This is a genomic window from Bradyrhizobium sp. AZCC 1577, from assembly GCF_036924575.1.
In the GTDB taxonomy this organism is placed as follows: domain Bacteria; phylum Pseudomonadota; class Alphaproteobacteria; order Rhizobiales; family Xanthobacteraceae; genus Bradyrhizobium.
Genome location: NZ_JAZHRQ010000001.1, coordinates 6,462,192 through 6,480,117 on the forward strand (window position 1 = coordinate 6,462,192; position 17,926 = coordinate 6,480,117).

15 protein-coding genes and 1 pseudogene are annotated in these 17,926 nt (G+C 58.8%); 9 read left to right on the forward strand and 7 right to left on the reverse strand.

The window, feature by feature from the left end:
• Positions 1-298 precede the first annotated feature (298 nt).
• Together V1278_RS30510 and V1278_RS30515 are read left to right on the forward strand one after the other, a co-directional pair.
• Positions 299-1,255 (forward strand): alpha/beta fold hydrolase, encoded by a 957-nt coding sequence (locus tag V1278_RS30510; protein ID WP_334383306.1) that lies wholly within the window; start codon positions 299-301, stop codon positions 1,253-1,255.
• Between the two features lie 104 nt (positions 1,256-1,359).
• The gene (locus tag V1278_RS30515) at positions 1,360-2,343 is read left to right on the forward strand and encodes an NAD(P)H-binding protein (RefSeq protein ID WP_334383307.1); all 984 of its coding nucleotides are present in this window, start codon (positions 1,360-1,362) and stop codon (positions 2,341-2,343) included.
• 12 nt (positions 2,344-2,355) lie between these two features.
• On the opposite strand, the gene V1278_RS30520 is transcribed toward V1278_RS30515, so the two are convergent.
• The 3 genes from V1278_RS30520 to V1278_RS30530 all read right to left on the reverse strand — a co-directional run bounded on the left by V1278_RS30520 (position 2,356) and on the right by V1278_RS30530 (position 5,752).
• Positions 2,356-2,790, reverse strand: a complete 435-nt coding sequence (locus tag V1278_RS30520; RefSeq protein WP_334364359.1) for a winged helix-turn-helix transcriptional regulator — start codon at positions 2,788-2,790, stop codon at positions 2,356-2,358.
• 470 nt (positions 2,791-3,260) lie between these two features.
• Positions 3,261-4,952, reverse strand: a complete 1,692-nt coding sequence (locus V1278_RS30525) for a long-chain-fatty-acid--CoA ligase (protein ID WP_334383308.1) — start codon at positions 4,950-4,952, stop codon at positions 3,261-3,263.
• A 149-nt stretch (positions 4,953-5,101) separates the two neighbouring features.
• Complete coding sequence (locus tag V1278_RS30530) at positions 5,102-5,752, reverse strand: TetR/AcrR family transcriptional regulator (protein WP_334383309.1); 651 nt, start codon at positions 5,750-5,752, stop codon at positions 5,102-5,104.
• A 24-nt stretch (positions 5,753-5,776) separates the two neighbouring features.
• Here V1278_RS30530 and V1278_RS30535 point away from each other — a divergent pair, with 24 nt between their 5' ends.
• From V1278_RS30535 to fabF, 3 genes are all read left to right on the forward strand, one after another.
• On the forward strand, positions 5,777-6,271 hold the full coding sequence (locus V1278_RS30535; RefSeq protein WP_334383310.1) for a tautomerase family protein: 495 nt from the start codon (positions 5,777-5,779) through the stop codon (positions 6,269-6,271).
• Between the two features lie 32 nt (positions 6,272-6,303).
• Positions 6,304-7,107: an SDR family NAD(P)-dependent oxidoreductase gene (locus V1278_RS30540; RefSeq protein WP_334383311.1), complete on the forward strand. Its 804-nt coding sequence runs from the start codon at positions 6,304-6,306 to the stop codon at positions 7,105-7,107.
• An 84-nt stretch (positions 7,108-7,191) separates the two neighbouring features.
• Positions 7,192-8,454: a beta-ketoacyl-ACP synthase II gene (fabF, locus tag V1278_RS30545; RefSeq protein WP_334364363.1), complete on the forward strand. Its 1,263-nt coding sequence runs from the start codon at positions 7,192-7,194 to the stop codon at positions 8,452-8,454.
• A 317-nt stretch (positions 8,455-8,771) separates the two neighbouring features.
• Here the strand turns inward: fabF and V1278_RS30550 are convergent, their stop codons facing one another.
• Positions 8,772-9,389: a TetR/AcrR family transcriptional regulator gene (locus V1278_RS30550; protein ID WP_334364364.1), complete on the reverse strand. Its 618-nt coding sequence runs from the start codon at positions 9,387-9,389 to the stop codon at positions 8,772-8,774.
• A gap of 162 nt (positions 9,390-9,551) precedes the next feature.
• Between V1278_RS30550 and V1278_RS30555 the strand changes: the two genes are divergently transcribed.
• Entirely contained in the window at positions 9,552-10,331 is a 780-nt protein-coding gene (locus tag V1278_RS30555; RefSeq protein ID WP_334364365.1) for an SDR family oxidoreductase, read from the forward strand.
• A gap of 263 nt (positions 10,332-10,594) precedes the next feature.
• On the opposite strand, the gene V1278_RS30560 is transcribed toward V1278_RS30555, so the two are convergent.
• Together V1278_RS30560 and V1278_RS30565 are read right to left on the reverse strand one after the other, a co-directional pair.
• Positions 10,595-11,725 carry a TrbI/VirB10 family protein gene (locus V1278_RS30560; protein WP_334384294.1) on the reverse strand — a complete coding sequence of 377 codons (1,131 nt, stop codon included), beginning with the start codon at positions 11,723-11,725 and terminating at the stop codon, positions 10,595-10,597.
• Between the two features lie 146 nt (positions 11,726-11,871).
• Positions 11,872-12,276, reverse strand: coding sequence for a hypothetical protein (locus tag V1278_RS30565; RefSeq protein ID WP_334383313.1), 405 nt, complete (start codon positions 12,274-12,276; stop codon positions 11,872-11,874).
• On the opposite strand from V1278_RS30565, the gene V1278_RS30570 reads away from it, so the two are divergent.
• From V1278_RS30570 to V1278_RS30585, 3 genes and pseudogenes are all read left to right on the forward strand, one after another.
• The gene (locus V1278_RS30570; RefSeq protein WP_334383314.1) at positions 12,266-12,754 is read left to right on the forward strand and encodes a hypothetical protein; all 489 of its coding nucleotides are present in this window, start codon (positions 12,266-12,268) and stop codon (positions 12,752-12,754) included. The two genes, V1278_RS30565 and V1278_RS30570, sit on opposite strands and share 11 nt — an antisense overlap.
• A 66-nt stretch (positions 12,755-12,820) precedes the next feature.
• A complete protein-coding gene (locus V1278_RS30575) occupies positions 12,821-13,477 on the forward strand; it encodes a hypothetical protein (protein ID WP_334383315.1) in 657 nt (218 codons plus the stop codon).
• A gap of 624 nt (positions 13,478-14,101) precedes the next feature.
• Positions 14,102-15,469 (forward strand): annotated as a pseudogene (locus tag V1278_RS30585) (tyrosine-type recombinase/integrase).
• Between the two features lie 1,066 nt (positions 15,470-16,535).
• On the opposite strand, the gene V1278_RS30590 reads toward V1278_RS30585, so the two are convergent.
• Complete coding sequence (locus V1278_RS30590) at positions 16,536-16,697, reverse strand: hypothetical protein (RefSeq protein WP_334383318.1); 162 nt, start codon at positions 16,695-16,697, stop codon at positions 16,536-16,538.
• Positions 16,698-17,926 lie beyond the last annotated feature (1,229 nt).

The following is a 17,926-nucleotide window of genomic DNA, read 5'->3' on the forward strand; positions in this document are numbered from 1 at the left end:
TGCGCCCGATCTAATATCGATCATCGGACATGCCGCCTGGCTGCAGTTGCTGCGAGCGTACCCGCCCAGAAACCGACAGCATGCATTGACGGCAGAAGCCTGCTTCCGGCATGCGCCAAGAGCCCGCAAAAGACATGGAGGCTCATTTGCTTGCTTAAAGGAGATGGCGGACCCAGCTATCGCCAACTCGGTACCGCACTTATTCATGGTTGAATTGGCAAATCCGGCATCGCCGTCTTTTAGTCCTGTGTTGGGTGATTATCATCATCCAAGTAATGATAGTGAGGATTGCATAGCCATGCCGGACAGCCCCGCGTCGCCTGCCCTGGACCACATCCGCCAGCGAACGGCGCGCGTGCTTGAGGCGGGAAACGGTCCAATCGGTGGCCATATCCGCAAGCGGACGGTCCGTGCCAACGGGCTCGATTTCCCGATCCTTGAAGCGGGGAGCGGCCCTCTCGTGCTATGCTTGCACGGCTTTCCTGATCATGCGCAGAGCTGGGTTCACTTCCTGGATCGTCTCGCGCAGGAAGGATATTGGGCCGTCGCACCGGCGCTGCGAGGATATTGGGCCGGTGGCGCCGCGCCCGACGGATCCTACCGCGCCTTGGCGACCGGGCAGGACGTACTAGCGCTCATCGAAGCGCTGGGGGCCGAGCAGGCTGATCTCATCGGCCATGACTTCGGAGCACGTGCAGTCTACGCCGCGGCAAGCCTCGATGCGGCCCGCGTCCGCAAGCTTATCGGGTTGGCAGTCCCCTATGGAAAGGGTCTGACGACAGCATTCGTCGCCGATGGTGATCAACAGCGGCGAAGCTGGTATATGTTCTTCTTCCAGACCCGTCTGGCGGAGACGGCTGTTCAGCTCAACGACTTTGCATTCCTCGACCGGCTCTGGCGAGAATGGTCGCCGGGGTACGTGCTGCCGCCTGCGGACCGTTCCGCGCTCAACGAGACGTTTGGCCAACCCGGAGTCTTGACTCAGACCCTGGCCTATTACCGGCAGTTGTTCACGCCGCCGACTGACCCGGCAGCCCTGGCCCTTGAAGCCCGCGCGAGCGGTCCAATTGCTGTCCCGTCGCTCTATCTGCATGGGGAGGATGACGGCTGCATGTCCGCGCAGCTCAGCGAAACCATGGAGGCGGCGTTCACGAAGGGATTCGAGCGCGTCGTGATGCCTGGCGTCGGTCATTTCCTGCATCTTGAACAACCCGATGCAGTGTTGAGCCACGTCTTGCGCTTCCTGAAATGCTGAGCGGTCTCTGAGAGCGAACGATCGCCCGCCCGTGCCTCGATGGCGCGAGCCGCCTTCGCTTCAACGAACACCCACCCAGTCGCCCAGCCGAAAAGGACACTTCGATGTCGAAACGGAATCCCATTTTGATCACTGGAGCCGGCGGCGAAGTCGGCTCCGTAAGCAAGACGATGATCAACACGCTGCTGGAGCAGCGATATCCGGTGCGTGCCTTCGTGAGGCGAGACGACGAGCGGGCGAAGGCGCTTCGGCAGATCGGAGCCGAAGTATTCGTCGGAGATCTGCTCAACGTCGCCGATGTCGCCGCCGCCCTGAAGGGTTGCCGCCGGATCTACTTCAGCATGAGCTTGAACCCGTACTATACCGATGCAAGCATCCTGATGGCCGCCGCTGCGCGCGCGCAAGGGGACATTGAGGTCTTCGTGAACATTTCGGAATTCGAGCAGTCCTTCATGACTTTCGATAAAATGACCGGCGCGCGCGAGGCGCGACTCGGCTGGCTCGGAGGATTTGTCGCCGAATGGTCACCGCAACAGAGAGCCCATTGGGCGTCGGAGCAGGCACTACAGTGGTCCGGCCTGCCGGTCGTCAATATCCGGGCGACCATGTTCGTCGAGAATCCGATCCTTTCCTGGTTTCCGCTAAAGCAGTTGCTTGGTGCGGGCGAACTTCACCTGCCTTTTGGCACGCAGAAGATCGCGCCAATCGCCGCTTATGATGTTGCGGAGGTCTGCACGAAGGTCCTGATCGACCCCTCGGCGCATATATCGAGGTCGTATGAGCTCACCGGACCGGAGTTGAAGGACATGCATGGGTTTGCCGAGGATTACGGCGCTGCGCTGGGACGACGTATCTCGTATGTGCCCCAAGACCTGGATGCCTGGATCGAGACGTACATCAATAGTGCCATCGCGTCGCGCAGTCCGCATATTGCAGACCACTTGGGAACCATCACCCGCCTGGTCGCAGGCGGACGTTATGATGTTGTCAACGATGAGCTTGAAAGTTTACTTGGGCGTGCCCCCAAGGTCGTCCGATGGGCCCTCGAACAATCTCCGCGTATTCGCAAAGCGCTGGAGGCCGCATGATCATGCGACAGTTCAGGAAACGGCTTTGGCACCGGATTTTGCCCGCTGAACCGGCCGGCGGGCGATAGCGTCGGCTGCTTGTTGCAGGTGCCGGAAAGCCTCGTCGTGCCGGAGGCCGCGATTCAACCTGCCGCCGAGGTGCCGGATGCCCCATCGTCCCAGAGCCAGAACGATGACGCCGAGCTCACGGCCAGGGTCGGTAAGGGTATAGGCGGCTCGCGGGGGATGGTCGCTGTAGAATTCGCGACGTACAAGGCCGTGTGCCTCAAGTGTTTTTAGACGATCAGAAAGGACATTAGGCGCCATGCCAGGCAGACGCTCTTGAAGGTCCTGAAATCGCATGGTGCCTGGGAGAAGGTCACGGATAATCAGCAACGTCCAGCGCGCGCCCACAATGTCGAGCGTTCGCGCTACAGGACAAGACGCATCAAGACTGTTCTTTGCCATTCCAGGCCCACCCTACCTTGCCGCAACACCGGCCCACTGCCTTGCGGATATATAGTCAATATAATTTGGATTGGAACTCCCCTCGCCCGGATCCTAGAATACCAAATTTCTGATGGCCGGACTGCACCGGGGTTCATTCTGATTTGGTACTTTGGCCGAGAACACCGGCGGGAAGGACAGCAGTCCCGCGGTCGTCTGATTGGGTTGACGTTTGAGGCTATCGTGAGGGTGCCGACAGGGGCATCCCAACAGGAAATTGCTCCCTCCCCGCTATCGATTGCTCGTGTGATCGCAGCCGGTGTTCGCTTCGGCTTGTGTGCTTGCATATGCCGGTTAGGGTCTCAGCAGGCCTGTCTGCCTAGCGGCCGCGCGCTGGCTTGCCTGGGCCGGTGCCCAGACACTTGATGATGATGATGTTATAGCCGAACAGATCGTCGCCGCAGTCCGGATCGGCTTTGTGATTTTACAAATCAAACAGTTGCTGTGGCTTTTAGAGTTTCATTCCTCAGTTCTCGGCGCAGAATTTTTCCGACGTTGCTCTTCGGCAGCTCAGACCTAAACTCAACGTGCTTCGGCACCTTGTATGGAGTCAATTGTGTCTTGGCGAAAGCAATAATGTCCTGAGCTCCCAGATTCGGGTCGAGGCGAACTACGAATACCTTGACCGCTTCGATGGATTTCGGATCGGGGACGCCGATCGCGGCGCATTCCAGGACTCCCGGATGGCTGGCGATCACCTCTTCGACTTCGTTTGGATAGACGTTGAAGCCGGAGACAATGATCATGTCCTTCTTACGATCCACGATCTTGGTAAAGCCGTCCGGCAACATCACGCCTATATCACCTGTCCGGAAGAAACCGTCGCTTGTCATCACCCGGGCGGTTTCGTCAGGCCTGTTCCAGTAACCGGCCATCACCTGCGGCCCCTTGCCGCAAATCTCGCCGGCTTCGCCGAATGGCACTTCCCTGCCATCATCATCACGGATAGAAATATAAGTTGATGGGACAGGCAGTCCGATGGTCCCGGAGAACTCTGCAAGATTTGGCGGTGTCACCGTTAAAGTCGGAGCTGTCTCAGAGAGGCCGTAGCCTTCGGAAAGGACACATCCGGTCGCCGCGAGCCATTTGTCTGCAACGGTCTTTTGGGTCGCCATCCCGCCACCGATCGCAATCTTCAATTCCGAAAAATCCACCTTCTTGAAGTCGGGATGGTGCAGAAGACCATTGAACAACGTGTTGACGGCCGGGAAACTATGGACCTTGTGCTTTCGAAGCTCCTTGATGAATCCTGGAATATCGCGCGGATTTACGATCAGAAGGTTGGTGCCGCCTACTCGCACGGAAAACAGGAAACAGGCCGTGAGCGCGAAGATGTGATAGAGTGGTAGCGCGCAGACTGTCAGGAAGGGTTCGACCAGTGGCGGCTTGCGCAACGCGGGATTGGTCCACGCAACAATTTGAAGCACGTTGGCCACCATATTACGGTGGAGCAACGTTGCACCTTTCGAGACACCCGTGGTGCCGCCGGTATACTGTAGAAACGCAACATCGTCCGGACCAATATTCGGCTTGTCCAGCTTCATCTTGCGGCCGGCTGACAACGCATCCTTGAATGAGATTGCGCCTGGCAGCGAATACGCTGGGACCATTTTCTTGACCTTGCGCACAATAAAATTGACGAAAACGCCCCTGAGACCAAGTAGATCTCCCATCGTGCCGACGATTATGTGCTTGATGCTGGTCCGCGGCAGCACCTTTTCCAGGGTCGTCGCAAAATTTTCTAAAATAACAATGGCCTCTGCGCCAGAATCGTTGAGCTGATGCTCGAGTTCCCGCGGAGTATAAAGAGGATTGACGTTCACAACCGTGTAACCTGCACGCAAGGCAGCAGCTACCGCGACAGGGTTTTGCAGAACGTTTGGCATCATGATCGCAACCCGGGCGCCCTTCGCGAGACCCCTGCTTTGCAGGTAAGCGCCGATACCGGCTGACATCTTGTCAAGCTGGTCGTAGGTGATCGCCTTGTCCATGCAGATCGCAGCTTTGCGATCCGCAAACGTCGTAAAGCTTTCTTCGAATAGTTCGATCAACGAAGAATACTGGTTGACATCGATATCGGCGGGAACTCCCTCCGGATACTGCTGTAGCCAAAAGCGCTTCACGATATTTCCCCCTGCAGAAAAGCCGCTCTTGCGGTCTCGTTCGATTGCTCCCTGCCAGGACGGCCCAATGCAGCCTGGACGGAGAGAACTCATGGCGAGCAGCACAACCAGGCTCGCAGATTGAGCGCCCCACACTTAGTGATGAAGCGTCAGCCCTGACCTCTCGGACCGCTCCCGCCCCGCCGCGGCTTGCTTGAAGTCACCGCGCTTTTCCGGCACCGCTCTGTTGCGTTCGCGAGCAATTCACGGCCAAGGCCGCTCGACGCCGGCATCGCTCTGGCCAGAACCAACGCCCCGAGCATACGACAAACCACATCGACCGCCTCATCACGCGCGTATGGCGTCTTGGGCAACAGATTTTCAACCGACAAGATCATTCGCTCAACGCCATCGGCGAAAACGCTTTTGATGGCATCCGGCTGTCGTGCGACCTCGCCTGCCAGTGCAGCCGCCGGACATGTCGAGCCGGGCGCGTTGCGGGCCTCCTCCGAAAGATACGACGTAACGAATTCGTCCAGGGTCGGCATTCGTTCCCGCACGTCATCCATCTGTCGGAATGCGTGATCGAGTGCCTCGCCCGCTAACGCGCCTTTCGATTCAAAGTGATTATAGAAGCCGCCATGCGTGAATCCCGCGGCCCTCATCAGGTCGTTTACCGAAATGCCATCGAAACCAGCCTCGCGAAAAAGCCGCGAGGCCTTCGCGACAACCCTTTGCCGATTCTTCTGGGCCTGGTTCTCTGTAATCCGCACGATCAATTCTCCGAACCACCAATCAGCAACAATGATATACATCATCATTAAGGGTTGACAACAGCGTTAATAATGATGATTATCATCATTGATGACACGCAGAGAGACGCCGAATTAAGAGGAAAAATGCCGTTTTGGAAGATATATCATCCTGTTGGCGCCTTCACCGCGGATGACAAGCGCGCCTTGTCACAGCGGATTACCGAGCTTTATCGCGGGCTGCCGAAATTCTACGTCATCGTCGTTTTTCAAGAGGTCGCGCCCGAGTCCTTTTACATGGGCGGCGAGGAGGCGCACAATTTCGTTCGCATCTGGGTAGACCATATCGCGCGGTCATTCCCGCCTGACGCCAAGAAGCTAAAAGCCAAATGGATGGGCTGGGCGGAAAAGGCAATCGCGCCTTACATCAAGGATCGCGGCAGGGATTGGGAAATCCATATCGACGAGACGCCTTTTGATCTCTGGCAGATTCAAGGCATGCCCGCGCCACCGCCAAACTCCGAGTATGAGAAGCGCTGGCTCGAAGAAAACAAGCCTGTGCCGTATCCCATTCAAGAACCGGTCTAGATCCATGCCGATTGTTGGAGGCTTAGATTGAGATGAGCAACCCTCAACGTTTTGCAGTCGTCACCGGTGCGTCGTCCGGGATCGGCGCCGTTTATGCCGAACGAATGGCGGAACGCGGCTACGACTTGATTCTCGTCGCCCGTCGTCGAGACCGACTAGAGGACATTGCCAAGAGAATCAAAGTCAAGACCAACCGAGCGGTCGAGATTGTCACTGCCGACCTCGCTGACGCGAAGGACCTGTTGCGCATTGAGGCGCTGTTAACAAACCGTGAGGACATCGACGTCCTGATCAACAATGCCGGCCTCGGCGCGCTTGGGCCGGCCTCGAAAGTAGCTGCGGACGCGCTGGAGAACCTGATCAAGATCAATGTCCTGGCGTTGACGCGACTGACTCAGGCCGTCCTACCGGGATTCCTGCGCAGCAATTCCGGAACGATCATCAACATCGCCTCCATGATCGCGGTCATGCCGACGCCTTCCGGCGCAGGTTATTCCGGCTCCAAGGCGTATGTTTTGAATTTCACGCGCTCGCTCCAGATGGAGCTTGCCAAGACTGGCATCATTGTTCAGGCGGTGCTTCCCGGCCCGGTTCGCACCGAGTTCTTTGAAGCATCCGGTCTCACTGCGGCTCCCTTCCCCAACGAACTATTCATGTCCCCGGAGCAATTGGTCGACACCGCCCTGCAGGCATTGGACCAAGGTGAGCTTATCTGCTTTCCCTCGTTGGAGAATGCATCGCTCTGGACGGGCTTTGAAGACGCTCGCATCGCATTGAGCCGTGCGCTCATGCAATCGGGTAGGCCCGCGGCGAGGTATTCAGGAGGCGCGCGGTAGCGAACGCGGTTATCGCAACCACCCAGAGTCGCGACCGGGCGGAACGACGCGATGTTCGTGGGTAACGCAAGAAGGTAACCTCATATGCGTCGGATCGTCGTTACGGGTTTGGGATTGGTATCACCGCTGGGTTGTGGCAGCGAGTTGGCATGGTCCCGCCTGCTCGCGGCCCGTTCAGGGCTCGCCGCCCTTCCCGAATGGGCGGCTGCCCTCCCCGCACGGGTCGCCGGAATCGTGCCGACCAAGGCCGACGATCCGGATGGAGGCTTCGATCCAGATCTGGTTGTTCCTGCCAAGGATCAGCGGAGGATGGACCGCTTCATCCTGTTCGCACTGGCCGCCACGGCCGAGGCCATTGCGCAAGCGGCATGGGCGCCTTCCGACGCACACGCGTTGGAGCGCACCGCGACGGTGATCGCATCGGGTATCGGAGGCTTTCCGGCGATCGTCGAGGCGGTTCGCACCACCGATCAGCGCGGCGTGAGGCGCCTCTCGCCCTTCACCGTGCCGTCCTTTCTCGCCAATCTCGCGGCCGGTCATATCTCCATCCGCTACGGCTTCAAGGGTCCCATCGCAACGCCGGTCACCGCTTGCGCCGCGAGCGTGCAGGCGATTGGTGACGCCGCACGCCTCATCCGAACCGGAGAAGCGGACGTTGCGATCTGCGGTGGCTCGGAAGCCTGCATCGATCTCGTGAGCCTCGGCGGCTTCGCCGCCGCCCGGGCCCTTTCGACCGGCTTTAACGAAACGCCAGCGCGAGCGTCCCGCCCCTTCGACCGCGACCGCGATGGCTTCGTCATGGGCGAAGGCGCCGGTATCCTTGTCATTGAAGAGTTGGAACACGCGCTCCGCCGGGGCGCCCAACCGATCGCCGAAATCGCCGGCTATGGCACAACTGCCGACGCCTACCACATCACGTCGGGACCCGAGGACGGCGACGGCGCGCGCCGCGCTATGGAAGGCGCCTTGCGGCAGGCCGGCCTCAAGCCCGGTGATATCCAGCATCTCAACGCCCATTCCACTTCGACGCCGGTTGGCGACGTTTCCGAACTGGAAGCGATCAAATCCGTGTTCGGCCGCGACGGAAAAATTGCCGTGAGCGCCACCAAATCGGCGACCGGTCATCTGCTCGGCGCAGCCGGGGGAGCGGAAGCGATCTTCACGATCCTCGCGTTACGCGACCAGGTCGCGCCGCCTACTCTTAATCTCGAGAATGGCGACGCGGCCGCTGATGGCGTCGACCTCGTGTCCCGTGAGGCCAGGCGCATGACGATGGAGCACGCGATTTCGAATGGATTCGGCTTCGGGGGCGTCAACGCCAGTGTCATCTTTCGACGTTGGCAATGATCAAGCCTGCCCAGATCGGCAAGTCATCGCCGACTTACCCTTAGCTTGGGACTGAACCAGAATCTTCCTAAAGGAATTCTTCGATCCGAAGCCCGGTTGATTGCATGCCGGCGGCACGTCACCCGGATTATTCATTGGACTCTCCGCATCAGCAGTCATGGTACCCAATTGGTACGATCTAGGCCGAAGAGCGAAGCGTCGAGACTGCAGCGTTTCACTGGTTTGTTACGTGGTTGGGATTTGTCGAGGACTGCGCCACATCCAAGCTTACGGGTAGCACTGCGGAGCTTGCGCGACCGTCCGTTCAGATAATCGGTTCAGGTACCGTAAATTGCAAGAAACTCGCGCGCCGCCTGCTCGGAGAAGAGCTTCACTTCGTCTTCGGCCGGAGGCTTGAGCACTCCCAAAAGAAGCCCCACCTGAAGATCGGACCACAAAAGCCCCACATAGGTCCGGACCATCCGCTTCGTCTCCGCGCGTTTCAGGAGACCGCGACTAACGGCGTGGTCGATCACTTTCGCAAGCGCTTCGCGGCTCGCACGGCGGCCATTTCTGTCGATAATGCGCGCGACCTCCGGGAGATCATCGCTTCTCGCGATCGCGAATCTGAACGCAGCGATAGCGTCGGCGCGAGTGACGTCCTTGAGAAGCCGAAATCCCAATTCCCGGAGTACGTCGAAGAGTTCTCGCGCTGTGCTGGGCGCGGGCAGTTCCGAGAGGCTGCCGCTGATCGCGCTTGCGCGTTCGGCGATGCAGGCGAGGAGGATCTCGTCCTTGCTCGAAAACAATGTGTAGAGCTCGCGTTTCGACACGTGGGCCTTGGTCGCGATTTCAAGGGTGCTCGCGCCTAAAAAGCCGTTTTCATTGAGCGACTGGAAAGCAGCCGACAGGATTCGATCGCGAATAGAACTCTGTGAGCCGCGAGTATTGTCCATGTCCCACATGTGATAAGGTACTGAAAGGTACCGCCCAGTCGGGCTAATTGCAACTACCTATAGTTCTGATTTAGAATTAATGATTGCTTCGCTTCTGACCTGAGGCGGTATAACACGACCGTTACCACTACTTTGTCAGCTCCCAAACCGCGAGTAAGCGACATGTCTCAGTCCAAGGGCGACGCCCAACCTTCCGTCCAGGACGTTGCACTCATTATCGGTGGCGGTCCGGGCATCAGCTCAAGTTGCGCGAGGCTGTTCGCGAAGAACGGTATGCGTGTTGCTGTGGCAGCCAGGAATCCCGGAAAAGCGGTTCTTGAGACACTTGAGGAAATGCATGGGGTGCGTCGATACGCCTGTGATGCGAGCGAACCGGCGGCCGTGGAGCGGTTGTTCAAGAATATCGTGCAGGACATTGGGACGCCGAGACTTGTCGTGCACAACATCGATGGACGGGTCCCCGGCATTTTCCGCAAGAGCGTTATCGAAGCGGACCCAGTCATGGCGCTAGAAACACTTCGAAACGCGGCGTTCAGCGCATTTCTGGTGGGTCAACAGGCAGCTCGACTCATGCTCGGAAACAAACTCGACGCCAACGGGGCGAAGGGAACGATCATCTTCACGAACGCCAGCGCAGCGCTCAAAGGCTTCCCATCAAGCAGCGCCTTTGCGATGGCATGCCATGCCAAGTCGGGACTCGCGCAGAGTATGGCAAGAGAACTGATGCCGCAGGGTATCCACGTCGCGAATGTACCGATCGACGCCGCGATCGGCTGGACTCAGGAGGACGGGACCCGCGCACACCGGCTGGCGGGGATGACTGTCGACGACAACATGGCCGACCCCGACCATATCGCCGAAACATATTTGCAACTGCATCGCCAGCATCGGTCGACGTGGGCGTTCGAAGTCGTGCTTCGGCCATGGGTCGAAAAGTGGTGACTAGCATGCGCCGGCGCGCCCCGCGTCACGCTCACGTTTAGTCTCGCTTAACCAATCTCGCAGAGTCGCAGCGACGCCCTCCGCGTCGTGCTCATGTGCGAAGTACTCGGTGTTGAAGGCAAACGTCGCGCCCGTGCTTCAGCCCATCGAGATGTTTGCCCGCCTCCTCATGGGACCCCCTTCTCGACTTGGCCGACAGTTCCACGATGAGCTTAACTGACTTGTCGTCGTCTGAGATGGCGCCGAGCTTCAGTTTCGCCTTTTCACCCTCTGTATGGTTCAAGCACCAAGTCGCGATTGACGATCACCCGTACCGGAAAACCGGGCCGGATTGTCAGGGTCGGCTGGATGTTGAGATTGCGCCGAACGATCTGTTGACCAGTTTGCTTCAGGGAATCCTCTGCCCCACGGCGGAGCGCCCGAATTAGGGCGTTGCTACCGTTGCCGGCATCCGAGCCAGATCCGAGTTCGGCCCCGACCCCAAGCAAGGTCGACAGCAGCGCCGCCTTGAACAGCTGCCCCCAGTGATGATCAACTTCGCCCTGAAGCCCAGCGTATCCCGCGGTATCGACACCCGGCTGGCGCTCAAGGACGATGGATCGGCCGTTCGGCATGATCAGGCGTGTCCAGACCCGAAGAACGCGTGACTGTCCAAACGCAACCTGGCTGTCGTAGATTCCGATCAATCGTGCCCCCTGGGGCACCAGCAGCGAGCGGCCCGTTGGCGTATCAAAGACGTTCTCAGTTACTTGTGCGGTGATTTGCCCTGGTAGATCAGAACTGATCCCGGTGATGAGGGCAGCAGGAATCACGGACCCAGCCTGCACGACGTAAGTCGAGGCTGGTCTCGTCACGCGGTCCGGGCTCGCGGTTCGGCGATCGATGGAGGCGTTGACGAAGGCCAGCTTGCGATCCTGTCCGTTCTGGGCGAATGCCTCATCGGATGATGGCGCCGCATTTGGGGTGGCCTCCGATGGAATGGCTGCCGCGGATGGTCGAACATTCATTGACACGAAAACCTTGCTGGTGCGCGCGGCCTCGCCTTCCTGACTCATCCGCTGTTGCTCGGGATCCACCGCAAGTGGTCCAGACTGGGTTTGGGCTGCAACGATTGGACGGCCGAGATCGCCAGGCAGCGGCGGCCCAAGGCGCGGGACGTCGCGGGGAACGCCCGCATAGTCGCGCGGTAGCCAGGCAACGCCATCGGCCACATTGTGATGATCGGTAGTGTAGAGTTCCTCGGATACTTGCTCGCGAGTACGACTGTTCAGCAAAGTCCACAGGACTGCTCCGGAAACGAGAACAAGCGTCAATGCCGTGCCGCCAGCCAAGACCTTGCGCGAAAGACGTGTAACGCGCGGAAGTTCTGGGCGGAGCCGGAAAGAATGATCAATCTTCTCAGCCGTCTTCGCCCGCGCAGAATCAGGACTACTGCTATGTTCGTTCCGGTGGCAATCATGAAGACCTTCCGCGCATCATCAACGCATTTTTCCAGGCCGGCGGGTCGGCCGAGCACAGCCCGAAAATTGGTCCTGCTGCTTCACCTGGTGCGCTCTTCGGTGGCCGCTTCGAGCTCCGCCACACGCTGCAGCGCCCCCCGCGACCATCGCTTGAAGTCATCCGGCTCGCGTTTGGAGTGCTCGTACCCTTCGTTTTGATCGGCCAGATCTCTCAGCGTGGACACGATGGCTGCAGCCCCCGTATCGGCGACGTCCGCTCCGACTTCGACATAGGCGGCCAGCGCCCGCAGTCCCTCGATGGCGATCGGAATCCCGTCATTGTTGTAGGAGGCGTTCGCGGCATTGCGAAGCTCGGCGAGAGCTTCCCGCCAGCTGGCCACGGCGGCCATCTGGCGTTCGCTCCGCACCGATCGGCGCACCAGGGCGTCGGCCAAGAGGCGCAGCTTTTCAGGCGCCTGGTCTAGGAGACGATCGATGATCGGCATCGCCACCTGGGTCGGCGACCGCGCGATGGTCCGGGCATCCGCGGCGATGGTCGTGATCCGCCCGGTCTTAAAAACCGCAAGCCTCACCTATCTCTCGCTGCAGAAGTCTCAGCTCGGCGATGTTCACCGGCCACCAACGAGCAAATTCCTGCGCACGATAGAACGCGATAGCGTCGACGACCGTCACTTTGTCGGATCGAGTGCGACGACGAAACTCCACGAGGCAAAACGAGGCGAACTCTCCCTTTGCGGCCGCTGGATTGAAGTCCCGGAACGGATCGACGAGCACCGCGACCGCCCGCGTACTTTCTTTCGCTTTCAGCAGTTCGATGATACGCTTGATCTGATCGATCTTTCCTCCGTAGCGGCGGAGACGCGCGCCGTGGATGTAAGGTATCCGGTGCTCGAGCTGGGACCGGTCCCGCTGCCACCAATTCACCAGATCGCGGAGCCACTCGTCGCGCGCGTCGTCGCGTAGCGCTTCGGGCATCGGATAGTCGGCCGGTAACGGCAGCTTCGAACCGGCGTCGTCCGGCAGATCGAGATGAACTATCAGAGTGCCGCGAGAGGCGTCGGAGTTCGCCGCCGCGCAGGCCCTTACGTACACCTCGTCGATATCGGAACCTTCGATTGTGATCGGCGCGAACGGAACGACCGCGACCGGATCGCCGGCACCTATCGCCATTGGGTATCGACCGCGCGCGCCGTTGCCGTGTTCGGCTTTCTCGCGCGCGATACCGTGCGCCAGGCGATCGTCCGCGCTGAGCGATTGACCACCGAACTGATCAGAACTGTCGACGGGCTGTTCGCGTCTTTCCCGCTCAATGAAGAGAACAAGGCGCAGCGCGCTCGCGCAGTTGATCAGCGCGCGCGTGTGGTGGCGGAATGGCTGGAGGCGCAGGCGGCGCGCGACAGTAATGGCGCTAACGAAGCATGGCGGCTGAAGCCGTGCCCGTCGCTGATGTTCGTCAATAGCGCCGGCGAACTCGACCAAAAGCACGACCAGGACCTGCGCGATACCCGTGTCATGCTGCTCGACCGCGCCGGCTGCGACCTGTTGACGATCTGCGACATCACGGGGCACTCGTACCGAAGCGCGCAGACCATCGTGAAGCACTACCGCGCCCGCAATGCCGATCGCGCCGATGCCGGCATCGACCGGCTCGAATTGCAGGTGCGCAAGGAAGGGATGAAGGGCTGATCGCCGACCGGCCGAAATCTCATCTCGGCGGCGGCTTGCAGCCGTGCAAGATGCTGTGGTGCTTGGCGTAGCAGTATTCGGTATCTTCTGCGATGACGTGACGAACGCCATCTCGTCGATCGCCTTACTGAGCGCCGCCAACGCCTTGCCACGATCCCAGATGCGGCGCTCTGAGCGTAATTCCAAAGCCGGCTCGAGCACGTGGTCCAAGCACACTGGAAGGCGCGCGACTCCCCGCTTCTTGCTCCCGGGTACCGACAAGAACCTTAAGAGACCTTCATTAACCCGTCGCACGGCGTGCGACGTGCGATCACAAAACGCGTCGCACGAGACCCGTTTTGTTCTCGTCTTATCCACCGTGATCTTTGCGGTAAGCGCTTGATCTACTACGTGAAAGGCTTGGTGGGCGCACCAGGGCTCGAACCTGGGACCCGCTGATTAAGAGTTCAAAACCAACGCTTCGCTGCGATTTCTGAATCTGCTCGTCGCTACGACGACCCTTCGGAAGTTCTTTGTTTTATAGGGTTTTGTCGGATAGCTTCGCTGTAGGTCGAACCCAAACATCCAAACATCCCGGTTCGCCAAAACCGTTTGAAAACCGTTTTAGTCGACTGGCTCCCTCCAATGAACGACATTCGCGTTCCCCTGAGTGATAAGAGCATCGCTCAGTTACCCACCCCGAAGGACGGCTGGTATCTAGCCCGCGACACCGAGCTGAAGGGCTTCTTCGTGGTCGTTGGGAAGAGGAAAAGAACCTTCACCGTCCAAGGCGATCTTCGGCAGGGAGGTAAGCGGGCGTCTTCGATCAGAGTATCTATCGGCGACACGCGCGAGTTGACGACCCGAGCGGCGCGCGCGATCGCGAAGGAATATCTGGCTCAGATCAGCAGGGGACAGCACCCGAAGACGGCAAAGCAAGACGGAGACACCGACCCTGGCAAGGTTGGGAACGAGACGAATACGGACGTCGCGACGGTTACCCCTTAGGCAAGCGTGGCAGCGATTTCTGGAAGCCCACCTGATCCGGAAGGGCGCAGTGAAAAGACTATAAGTGGTTATCGCGACCACGTAGAACGTCTCTTTGCGGTCTGGCTTGATACTTCATTAGGCGAACTCGCGATGGACCCTGCTCGCGTTGCCAAGAAGCACGACGATATTACGAAGGAGAACGGTCCCTATATTGCGAATGGCTGTATGCGAACGCTGCGCGCAGTTTACAATCATGCTCGCAAGACCAACAGATCACTGCCCCGCGACAATCCAGCAGACGCCGTCGACTGGAATGAGGAGAAGCGCCGAGATACCGGTATGGGCGTCAGCGACTTGACCGAATGGTTCCGGGAGTTGGCTGCCCTCGAAAATCCGGCCCGCCGTGAATTTCATCTGCTCACGCTGCTCTGTGGTTCTCGGACTACCGCGTTACCGCAAGTAAAGCTAAGTCACATCGATTTTCGCCGCCGAACTCTGCACATCGAAAAGCCGAAGGGTGGCAAGAAGCGAGCTTTCGACATCCCCCTCTCCCACGAAATGATTCAGTGTCTCATCCGGGCAATCCGCTTCGGCAGGCAAATGTATCCGTTGCAGGCGCAGAAATGGGTTTTTCCCGGCCACAGTGAGTCGGGGCATCTTGCTGAAACAAAGGAAGATCGCGATACCCTCTCGAAGTGGGGTAACGATCTTCGTCAAACATTCCGCACCATTGCAACGGCTGCTGGGGTCTCGGAATTCGACGCGAAACTCCTAATGAACCATTCAATTCCAGGCGTGAATGCCGGCTACGTTACTCGCCACAAACTACTTGAGGACCACCTGCGCAGCCAGCAGCAAGCGATCAGCACCGCTGTGTTCTCCGCTATCGGTAAAACGCTCACGGAAGACCCCGCTTTGCGAGATTGGCTCGGCCGGGGCGCAAGCCGGCGTGTAACTCGCGGGCTTCAAGTGAAACCAGGCGATCTGGGTGAGGATGACCACAGAATTCGGCGTGCAGCCTGAATGCACTCGCAGGCCGGAGAGCATAGTTGCTCGGCGCCGCGGGCAGCATAGCGACTCTTCGAATCCGAAAAGGCTGAATTCAAATCCTGGAGGCGCAACCACCGATACCGACATTCGATTCAAGTCGCAATCTGACCGAGGGCGCGCCCCTTGCGTCCCGAACGTAAGTAGTTATTGAAAAGATCAGCAATAACAATGGCGTTTGACCGAGCTTGACCACTTTTATCGCTGTTTGTTCATGGGGTATCGGTGGTCAACCGGTGGTCGGGCGATTCTTTCAAAACCAGAGTAGCGGATTTCTACTCCGTGGGTTGCAGGTTCGAATTCCTGCTGGGATCGCCAAAGTTTTCAACGCTTTACGCATTCTGTTCCTTCGCTTTCCGTGTCTCATCTTGTCTTGAAGAAAACTCTTTAGTTTCAGGCTTTTCCGTTTAGTCCCGCCTTGTCGATGATACACGGATCGTACACGGCGCTTCGTGCTTTGTTCTCAAAGTCCGCTTGACGTGCCGCGAGCATGTCCCGCAGCATAGCATCCCGGGTTGCACAATTTTGTGGGCCTTCAAATGGTCTGGGTCATAATCGGCTGCACGATCCTGATTATCGTCTGTTTGGGCGGCGGGAAACGGCTGGCGGGGAACTTGCTCGTGGCGGCGATTTTTCTTGGAACCGCTCTGCTGCTCTTCAATTTCACTGGCCTGGCGCCGTAGCAGCGTTGCGCGACGGAAATGGCGCGGCTCGAGGAATAAGCAGTTGTGCAGGGGCCGGACCCTGGGCGAAGTCGAAGGCGCGCTGAAGCCCGGCCATGAGACCGGGCGGCATTCTTGGTCGCAATCGGTTCAGCGGATTCGCCCTCCGATCCGGGACGAGTGAGACGGTCGTTGCGCAACAGGCGTGCGAGGTAGGTCTGCAAACTCTGACGAATGGTAGTCTCTTCCTTCCGGCGTGGTGATGTGAATGTCGTAGCACCCAGTTTGCGACATTTCGCGAGCCTTCTTCAGCGCAGCCTCGGGGGTCTTCCTGCGATGCAGGATTTCACCCTCCTTGCACCTCGCCTTTATCGAGAAACTCATTTCTTCTTTTTCTTGTTCTTTTTGTTCTTCTTCATAACTTCGGCCTGAGCTCTGAAGGCCTGGGCCAAAGATTTCATTTGATCAGCCACAAACTCGTCAGCCGCGTTCGCCGCCGTGCGTTCTGCGGTGACTGCCTGCTGACGGATTGCTTTGGTCATCTTCACAAAGGCTTAATTGCCAACCTTGCGCGGGGTTCCAAGCGGCAATGGAACCCTTGCGGTTCGGGGCTCTGCGGCGCCCTATCGTTCCATCAGGCCATCAAACGCCGCCCAAACGGCTTGCAGCATATCTTTCGATCTCTGCATTCCAATGAAGGGCAGCGTTCTTCGCTTCCGCAAACTGATTGTTGATTAGAAACGTGCCCACGTGCTGGAGGTAACGGGCAAGGTGCTCGCCATCGTCACTTAGCCGCATGACCTCTGGCGGAGGAGCGGGTAGCCCAGCGCCCTGCGCCCGATTCAGTAAGGCTTGCAGGTCGGGCATGCGGTCACTTATGCACGTCGGCCACCGTTGGTTGATCTGGCCAGCCCGGTCCACAATGAAGCCTGAAAATTCCCTCAGGTCGTATCCAAGCAGTGCAAGCTCCGCTTCCTTCCCTTTCGGCATCTCTACTACGCAACAACGCATCAGCCCAGAGGCCGATTGCCAATCCGATCAAGAAAGTCAAAGCTGGATAGAAAAACCAGTATTCCGTGATTGCAGCGGCTTCTGCGAGCGCCCACTGAAGACCCTTTGAAGGGTCGTTGAGATATCCGCTTCGGTCCGCCCATTTTTCAATAGCTTTTGCAATCAATGTACCGACGCCGAGAGACCCAAGGATCCATAAGCTTGCCTTCCTTGCTCCAGATCGCCAATTCATCGGACACCCCGCTGCACCGAGGTTAGCTGAACGTCGATAAGTGGCAAGCCAGCCTGAACCGGCAAGCGCTAAAAGGCCGCCGCTGGGGGACAGCGACGGCTCTATGCATTACTGCCCGCGGGATGTCTCACCGCGATTGATCGGATCCTATTCGCGCATTCGAGATCGTAACGCAGCATCAGAGTAGGCTCCCCTGCCTGAGCGCTTCGGAGATGTTCTCGAGCAGCAGGTGTTGCCACGAGCGCATTATGCCCCCGCTCACCAAGTCCTCTGGCCACTGATGCCCGTCGACATGTGGGTTATGGCATGCCCGATAAGGGCGCACAGGCCGGCCATTGTGGTGACATTCAAGAACTCAATCGCGGCGGCGTCCGCCGCGCGCCATGTTTGGATTACCTCGCGCTCGCCTTCGATCTATTGCGGATCGCGCCCTACGCCGATCCCGAAAAGGCTGCGCGCCGCTGGCGCCTGCATTTGAAGGGTCAGGGCTCCTTCCGTAGTTCTCCGGCCGTGAACATAGTTCCGCCT